The sequence below is a fragment of the Phenylobacterium sp. genome, from assembly GCF_024508875.1.
Lineage (GTDB): Bacteria > Pseudomonadota > Alphaproteobacteria > Caulobacterales > Caulobacteraceae > Phenylobacterium.
On record NZ_JANINU010000110.1, the window covers coordinates 1 to 7,403 of the forward strand.

The window sequence follows — 7,403 nt, forward strand, 5'->3', positions numbered from 1 at the left end:
GTGCGGCTGGAGGTCTGGCCCGAGATGATCCACGTCTTCCACGCCTGGGGCGGGGTGTTGCAGGCCGCGCGGCGGGCGATCGGTCTGGCCGGCGCCTGGATGGAGGCGCGGTGGGCCGGCTAGGGGTGCTTCTGGCCCTCGGCCTGGCGTGCGCGGCGGGGAGGGCCGCAGCCCAGCCGTTGACCCTCTGGGCGTGGGAGCGGCCTGAGGACCTGCGCTTCGCGCCGGCGGACGCCGATATCGCCGTGCAGACGGGCTTCATCGAACTGTCGGGCGAGCGGCTGATTGTGCGGGGCCGGCGCCATCCGTTGGCGGCGCCCGCGGATCGCGTGACAACGGCGGTCGTGCACGTGCAGGTCGACCCGCGACGGGAGCTGGCCTGGCGGTCGGAGCGGGCGGAGCAGGTGGCTGCCGCCGTGCTGCGCCTGGGCGCGCGGCCGGGTGTTCGGCGGCTGCAGGTGGACTTCGAAGTACGCGCCTCCCAGCGGCCGATCCTCCTGGCGTTGCTGCAGGCCGTGCGGGCTGGGCTTCCGGCCGGGACGACCCTCTCGATGACCGCCCTGGCGTCATGGTGCGAGACCGAAGGCTGGCTGGCGGATGCGCCGGTCGACGAGGTCGTGCCGATGCTGTTCCGGATGGGGCCTGGCGGGGGCCGGCTGAAGGCGAAGCTGGCGGCGGGCGGCGACTTCGCCGATCCTCGGTGCCGAAGCGCGCTGGCGATCTCGACCGATACCCCGGTGCGCGCACCGGCCGGCCGCCGGGTCTATCTGTTCAGCCCGAGGAGCTGGACGGCGTCCGATTTTGAGCGGGTGAAGGAGAGGGTGGCGACATGGCGCGGCGACTGAAGGCCCTGGCGCTGGCGAGCGCGCTGCTCCTCCTCGGCGCGGACGCGGCGCGCGCGTCGGGTCCGGGCATGACGACCTCCTGGTACGTCGACCAGTTCGGCGGCGAGGCCGCGGACCTGTCGCGACTCTACGACGGTCGCCTGGGGGTGGTCATGGCGCGGTCGCCGCGGCCGCAGCTCTATATCGCCTGGCGGCTGCTGCACGGGCAGAAGGTGGGGCAGGCCGCGGGCGAGGCGCTCTCCACGCCCTGCTGCGATCCGCCCTGGCGCTGGCGCTACGATATCTCCCGCGAGAACGTCGGCGTCGACGGCTGGTTGAAGGCGCGGGCCCTCGTGCCCGGCGCCCCCGAGGTCGGCTACATCACCACCGAGCGCGAGGGGGCGAACTACACGACGATCGCCAACTGTTTCGACGAGGCCTTCGACACCGCCTCGGCGACACTGAAGGACCGGGCGGCGAAGTACGGCGCGGACTCGCCCGCGGTGAAGGCGTGGCTGGCGACGCAGGACGCCGTGTTCGACGCCTGTCATGCCTCGGGCGCGGCGTTGCCCGTCCCCATCGCCGATGCGCCGGCTTGGCTGAAGGCCGACCGCGCCTACCAGGAGGCGGCTTTCGACCTCTACCAGGGGCGCAACAGCGACGCGGCGGTCCGCTTTGCCGCCATCGCCAAGGACAGGGGCTCGCCGTGGCGGCCGCTCGCGCCCTATCTGCGGACGCGCGCGCTGGTGCGCTCGGCGGTGGTCGAGAAAACGGCTGATGCATTCGCCGGCGCGCGGGCCGCGATCGGCGAACTGGCCAAGGCCCCAGGCGGAACCTTCGGCCAGGGTGAGGCGCCGAAGATGCGCCGCATGCTCGATTTCCGCGACCGGCCGCGGCAACTAATGGCGGAGCTGGAGAAGGAGCTTGGCCAGCGGGACGCGGTGTCCGACATCGCGGTCGGCTTTCGCGACTACGCCAACCTCTACGACAAGGGGACCGCTCCCTCGGAGGCTATGGACTGGATCGCCACCATCCGGGCGGCGCCGACCCGCGACGCCGCCGAGGCTGCGGAGCGGGAGGGGGCGGCCGAGACCTACGCCCAGCTCGCGGCCCGCACGCGGCGCGAGGCGCTGGCGCACGCGCGGCAGCGCTGGGGCGCGACGCACGATCCCGCGTGGCTGGTGGCGGGGCTGGCCCTTACGGACCCCGGCGCGCCAGAGGCGGCCGACCTCGCCGAAGCGGCGGGGAAGGTCCCGGCCGCCAGCCCGGCGTGGCTCAGCGCGCAATACCATCTGACGCGGTTGACCATGGGTGGGGCCGGGGCGGCCGCGACGCGGGCGAGGCTGGATGCGGTGCTGGCCCGGCGCGACCTGTCGGTGAACGACCGGAACCTGTTCCTGGCGCAGCGGGCGCAGGTGGCGGCGGACGCGGCCGAGTTCGCGCGGTTCGCGCAGCGCCGGCGGATCTGTGGGGACGACGACAACAAGGGCGGCTGCGTGCGCGGCTTTTGGCAGGCGGACGCCGTGCAGCCGGCAGGGGTCTACGACGGAGAAGGCTATGCCGGGGCGCTGGGCTTCGGCGAGGACGCGCGGGCGGTGATCGACCGCTTGCCCCTGAAGACCAGGCTGGCGCTGGGCCGCGACGCGCAGCTCCCGGCAAGGCTGCGGCTCGACATCGCCCTGACGAACTACGCCCGCGCGGTCGTGCTGGGCGACCATGCCACGGTGGACGGGCTGATGGGCGACCTGCAAACGCTGCTCCCGCAACTGGCCGCGGAATGGCGGGCGATCCGGGCGGCGCCGGCCGGACCACAGAAGCGGTTCGCGGAGTTCTTCGTGCTGGCCAAGGTCCCGGGCCTGCGCACCGACCTCGTGGACTACATCCGGCCGGAAGGCACGGTGGCTCAGTTCCAGGAGCCGTGGACCAACTGGGTCGTTCTGCCGCAGGGGCGGCCCGTCGCGCCGGTTCCGCCGCCGCTCGCCCTGTATCAGCAGCTCGGGACAGGCGTGTCCGAGGACGATCCGGACACGCGGACCGACCTGTCGTGCCTGGGGGAATGCGGCGACGGCGTCGCGCCCCTCCGGCTGCCCGATTTCGCCGCAGCGGGCGCCGCCCAGGCGCGGACGGAGCGCGGGTATTTCTACCGGATCCGCCCCTCGTACGGAGAGACGCCCGAGGCGTTGCCCCCAGGCGCGATGGCGGTCTGGGACGAGATGCTGGCGTTCGCGCGGGCCAACCCCAAGCATCCGCAGGTCCCCGAGGCGCTGTACTGGATCATCCGCGCGGGCCGGTGGGGCGGCAGTCACGAACACTCGGGCCGCCGGGCGTTCGAGCTGCTGCACAAGGCCTATCCTGGGAGCGTGTGGGCCAAGCGTTCGCCCTACTACTACGACTAGCCTGTACGATCAGGGCTTGCACAAAACCTGCGCCGGAGCCACGCTTCCATCGTCAAGACCGCCAGCAAGGCGGCGGACGGGAGGAACACTATGCAGCACTCGGAAAAGACGCGGAGCGGCATCCGCATCCCGCCGGAGATCGTGAACATCGTCGGCACGTCCGGGGCGATCCTGGCCGTGGTGTTCACCGGCTCGACCATCACGGCGGCCATGCCCGACCCGACGGTCTGGCAGTTCGCCGGGGCCTACCTCGCGCCGGCCGCCCTGGCGTTCGCCGCATACTGGTGGGTCGCCCAGAAGCTCTGAGCGATCATCCGGCGCCGAGCCCCTATTTCAGGGGCTCGTAGATCTTCGACAGCAGGTCCGGCTTGCCCTCGATCCGCTCCAGGCGCGGATAGCGCAGGCCGCCATTGTATTTTAGCTCGACCACCTTGAAGTGGTCGCCGTCCTTCACGATCAGGGTAATGGGGTCCTTACCGCCTTTGGCCGCGGTGATCGCCTCCTTGAGGCGTCCGGTGTCGTAGGCGATGCCATTGACGGCGAGGATCTTGTCGCCGCTCGTCAGGCCGGCCTTGAAGGCCGGGCCGTCCCACAGCACCCCGGTGATCGTCGCTTCCCGGTTCAGCGTCAGGCCTAGCGAGTAGGTCAGGTCGATGGTCTTGCGGCTGGCTTCGTTGTCGTTCCAGTAGTCGGTCGGCTTGTCGGTATAGACGAGCTTGTAGCCGCCGCGCGCCAGCCCATCGAGCGGGTAGGCCGGCGCCACCTTGCGGGCGCGGGTGTCGAGGAACGTCGCCCAGTCGTAGGGCAGGACGCTGTTCAGCGTCTTGACCACATCCTCGAAGGTGTAGGTCAGGGGCTGTTTCCAGTCGCCGTCGTTCACGCCGAAGAAGGCGCGACCGAAGTCGTCGAGCGACTTCTTCCCGCCGGTCTTCTCCCGGATCAGCGTATCGGCGTCGAGCCAGATGAGCTGGCCTTCCGAGTAGTAGTCCTCGCTGCGCTGCCAGCTCGTCCAGGGGATCGGGCGGCGGCCTGCGATGATCGGATCGTTCGTGGTGTCCTCGACCGAGCGCCACTGGCGACCGGGGCGGCCCTCGCTGTAGGTCGCCGCCGTCATGGCGAGCGCGTCCAGAGTCTGCTGCTTGGTGACCATCCCCGAGCGGGCGCCCAGCACGAAGCCCCAGTACTGGTCCTGCCCCTCGTAGACCCAGAGCAGGCTGTCGCGCATCGGGATGTTGAAGTTCGGCGTCCAGAGATCGGCGGGCCGGCGGTACTTGCCGTCCCAGGAGTGGTTGTACTCGTGGGGCAGGAGGTTCCGGGACGGCGCATTCTTCGACCATTCGGTGAAGTATTCCGGCGTGGTCCCGTTCTCGGACGAGCGGTGGTGTTCCAGGCCGATGCCGCCCATGCGTTCGGTCAGGGCCAGCAGGAAGTCGTAGTGATTGTAGTGGCGCGCGCCGTACAGCTTGTCGGCCTGGCGGACGAGTTCGCGGTGCGCCTCGATCTGCTCCGGCGTGGAGGCCAGCAGCTCGGGCCGGTCGGCGACGATGTTCAGGCGCACGGGCGATTTGCCGCTGGTATCGAGGTCGTAGCGCTTGAAGTAGCGCCCGGCGAACATCGGCGAATCCATCAGCGTGTCGAAGTCGACGGTCTTGAAACGGGTCCAGCCGTTCTCGACCTTGTCCGTTTCCAGGGCGACGCCGTAGCCCCAACCCTCGGGCAGCTTGATCGCGGCGTCGATGTTGATGCGTCGCGTGAAGTACCCGGCAGGATAGAGCGCCAGGTTCAGCCATTGGGCATTCAGCATCTCGGGCGTCATCACGACGCGGCCCTGATCGCCGGAGGTCGGCGAGAGGTACTGGAACTCGATCTCCAGGCTCTTGGCGTCGGCGGGCGGCGTGACGTGGAAGCCGAAGACCTGCACGGGGTCGCGCGTCCAGGGCACGACCTTGCCGTTCGCCTTCACCACCAGTCCGGCCATGTCGAACAGCGCGTTGCGGGGCGAGTGCCCACCCGGAACCCATTGCGGATAGAGCAGGGTGACCGGCCCGCCGCCGGCAACGATGGGGATGGTCTCGCGTATGCGGAAGATACGGCGCTCGACGTCGGTGGCGTCGACCTCCAGCTTCAGCGTTCCGGCGGGATAGGCCACGTCGCGCGGGGTCGCGATCGGTGTGGGCATCGGCAGCGGCTGCGGACCCTCGGAGGTCTCGGCGGCGACAGGCGTGGCGAAGGCGAGGGCCGCGGCGGCGGCGAAGAACGCTGATTTCAAAGGAATGCCCCGACGGAGAACGATTGTGACGTTTCTAGAACCGCTACAGGGCAGGGCTCAACCGCTGCGGGCGCAACTGCGCACGAAAAAGGCCCGCGGATCGCCCCGCGGGCCCGATCTCGGTTCAGCTTCCGCCTACTAGCACTTGAAGTACATGTCGAATTCCACCGGGTGCGGGTGGAGCTGCAGGCGCATGACCTCTTCCATCTTCAGCTCGATGTAGCTGTCGATGAAGTCGTCATCCATGACGCCGCCCTTCTTGAGGAAGGCCCGGTCCTTGTCGAGGTTTTCCAGGGCTTCGCGCAGCGAGCCGCAGACTTCCGGAATCTTCTTCTGCTCGCGCGGGGGCAGGTCGTAGAGGTTCTTGTCGGCGGCGGCGCCCGGATCGATCTTGTTCTCGATCCCGTCGAGGCCGGCCATCAGCAGGGCGACGAAGGTCAGGTAGGGGTTGCCCATCGGGTCCGGGAAACGGGCTTCGATGCGCTTGGCCTTCGGGCTGTCGACGTGCGGGATGCGGATGGAGGCCGAGCGGTTGCGGGCCGAGTAGGCCAGCTTCACCGGAGCCTCGTAGCCGGGCACCAGGCGCTTGTACGAGTTCGTCGTGGAGTTCGAGAACGCGTTGATCGCCTTGGCGTGCTTGATGATGCCGCCGATGTACCAGAGGCACATGTCGCTGAGGCCCGCGTACTTGTCGCCCGCGAAGAGCGGCTTGCCGTTCGCCCAGATCGATTGGTGGACGTGCATGCCCGAGCCGTTGTCGCCGAACATCGGCTTGGCCATGAAGGTGGCCGTCTTGCCGTAGGCGTGGGCCACGTTGTGGATCACGTACTTATAGAGCTGCAGGCGGTCGGCCATGGTGATCATGGTGTCGAACTTCAGACCGAGCTCGTGCTGGGCCGGCGCCACCTCGTGGTGGTGCTTTTCCGGCTTCATGCCGAGTTCGCCCATGACCGCCAGCATCTCGCCGCGCAGGTCCTGGCCCGAGTCGACCGGGTTCACCGGGAAATAGCCGCCCTTCGGGCCGGGGCGGTGCCCCATGTTGCCTTCCGGATAGGCCTTGCCCGAGTTAACCGGCAGCTCGACCGAGTCGTACGAGTAGCGGGTGTCGTGCGGCGAGGTGCTCCACTGCACGTCGTCGAAGATGAAGAACTCGGCTTCCGGGCCGAAGTACACCGTGTCGCCCACGCCCGCCGACTTGACGTAGTTCAGCGCGGCCTTGGCGATCGAGCGCGGGTCGCGATTGTACGGCGTGTTGGTGTCGGGGTTCACGATGTCGCAGAACAGCGCCAGCGTGGTCTGCTGGTAGAACGGGTCGATGATCGCCGTGTCCAGGTCGGGACGCAGCTTCATGTCGGACTCGTTGATGGCCTTCCAGCCGGCGATCGAGGAGCCGTCGAACATCGTGCCGTCGGTGAGGAATTCCTCGTCGACCAGGTCGATGTCGAAGGTCACGTGCTGCATCTTGCCGCGCACGTCGGTGAAGCGGACGTCGACGTATTTGACGTCCTTCTCCTTGATCATGTTCAAAATGTCTTTGGCGGAAGCCATGGCGATTATCCCCTTCTTGAAGTCGTAGCGTTTGTCAGATCGCGACCGTGCCGGTCTCGCCGGTGCGGATGCGGACCACCTCGATCACCTCGGACACGAAGATCTTGCCGTCGCCGATGCGGCCGGTGCGCGCGGCGCCCGAGATCGCTTCGAGGGCGCGGTCCAGCTGGTCGTCCGCGACGACCACCTCGATCTTGATCTTGGGCAGGAAGTCCACGACGTACTCGGCGCCGCGGTACAGCTCCGTCTGGCCCTTCTGGCGGCCATAGCCCTTGGCCTCGATGACGGTCATCCCCTGGACGCCGAGGTCCTGCAGGGCCTCCTTCACCTCGTCGAGCTTGAACGGCTTGATGATGGCTTCGATCT

General features: G+C 68.7%; 6 protein-coding genes. 3 read left to right on the plus strand and 3 right to left on the minus strand.

Going from position 1 to position 7,403, the window contains the following annotated elements; all coding sequences use genetic code 11:
* Window positions 1-125: 125 nt before the first annotated feature.
* The 3 genes from Q0L11_RS09730 (at window position 126) to Q0L11_RS09740 (ending at window position 3,526) form a co-directional block, all read left to right on the plus strand.
* Window positions 126-845, plus strand: a complete 720-nt coding sequence (locus tag Q0L11_RS09730) for a hypothetical protein (RefSeq protein WP_296596957.1) — start codon at window positions 126-128, stop codon at window positions 843-845.
* The gene (locus tag Q0L11_RS09735; protein WP_296596958.1) at window positions 830-3,220 is read left to right on the plus strand and encodes a hypothetical protein; all 2,391 of its coding nucleotides are present in this window, start codon (window positions 830-832) and stop codon (window positions 3,218-3,220) included. The genes Q0L11_RS09730 and Q0L11_RS09735 overlap by 16 nt, the downstream gene beginning before the upstream one ends.
* Before the next feature lie 90 nt (window positions 3,221-3,310).
* Window positions 3,311-3,526, plus strand: a complete 216-nt coding sequence (locus Q0L11_RS09740) for a hypothetical protein (protein WP_296596959.1) — start codon at window positions 3,311-3,313, stop codon at window positions 3,524-3,526.
* Window positions 3,527-3,548: 22 nt separating this feature from the next.
* Here Q0L11_RS09740 and Q0L11_RS09745 read toward each other — a convergent pair whose 3' ends face one another.
* The 3 genes from Q0L11_RS09745 to Q0L11_RS09755 form a co-directional block, all read right to left on the minus strand.
* The gene (locus Q0L11_RS09745) at window positions 3,549-5,489 is read right to left on the minus strand and encodes a M61 family metallopeptidase (RefSeq protein WP_296596960.1); all 1,941 of its coding nucleotides are present in this window, start codon (window positions 5,487-5,489) and stop codon (window positions 3,549-3,551) included.
* A 138-nt stretch (window positions 5,490-5,627) separates the two neighbouring features.
* Window positions 5,628-7,037 carry a type I glutamate--ammonia ligase gene (gene glnA, locus Q0L11_RS09750; RefSeq protein ID WP_296596961.1) on the minus strand — a complete coding sequence of 470 codons (1,410 nt, stop codon included), beginning with the start codon at window positions 7,035-7,037 and terminating at the stop codon, window positions 5,628-5,630.
* Window positions 7,038-7,071: 34 nt separating this feature from the next.
* A complete protein-coding gene (locus tag Q0L11_RS09755) occupies window positions 7,072-7,401 on the minus strand; it encodes a P-II family nitrogen regulator (protein WP_296596962.1) in 330 nt (109 codons plus the stop codon).
* Between the last annotated feature and the right edge of the window lie 2 nt (window positions 7,402-7,403).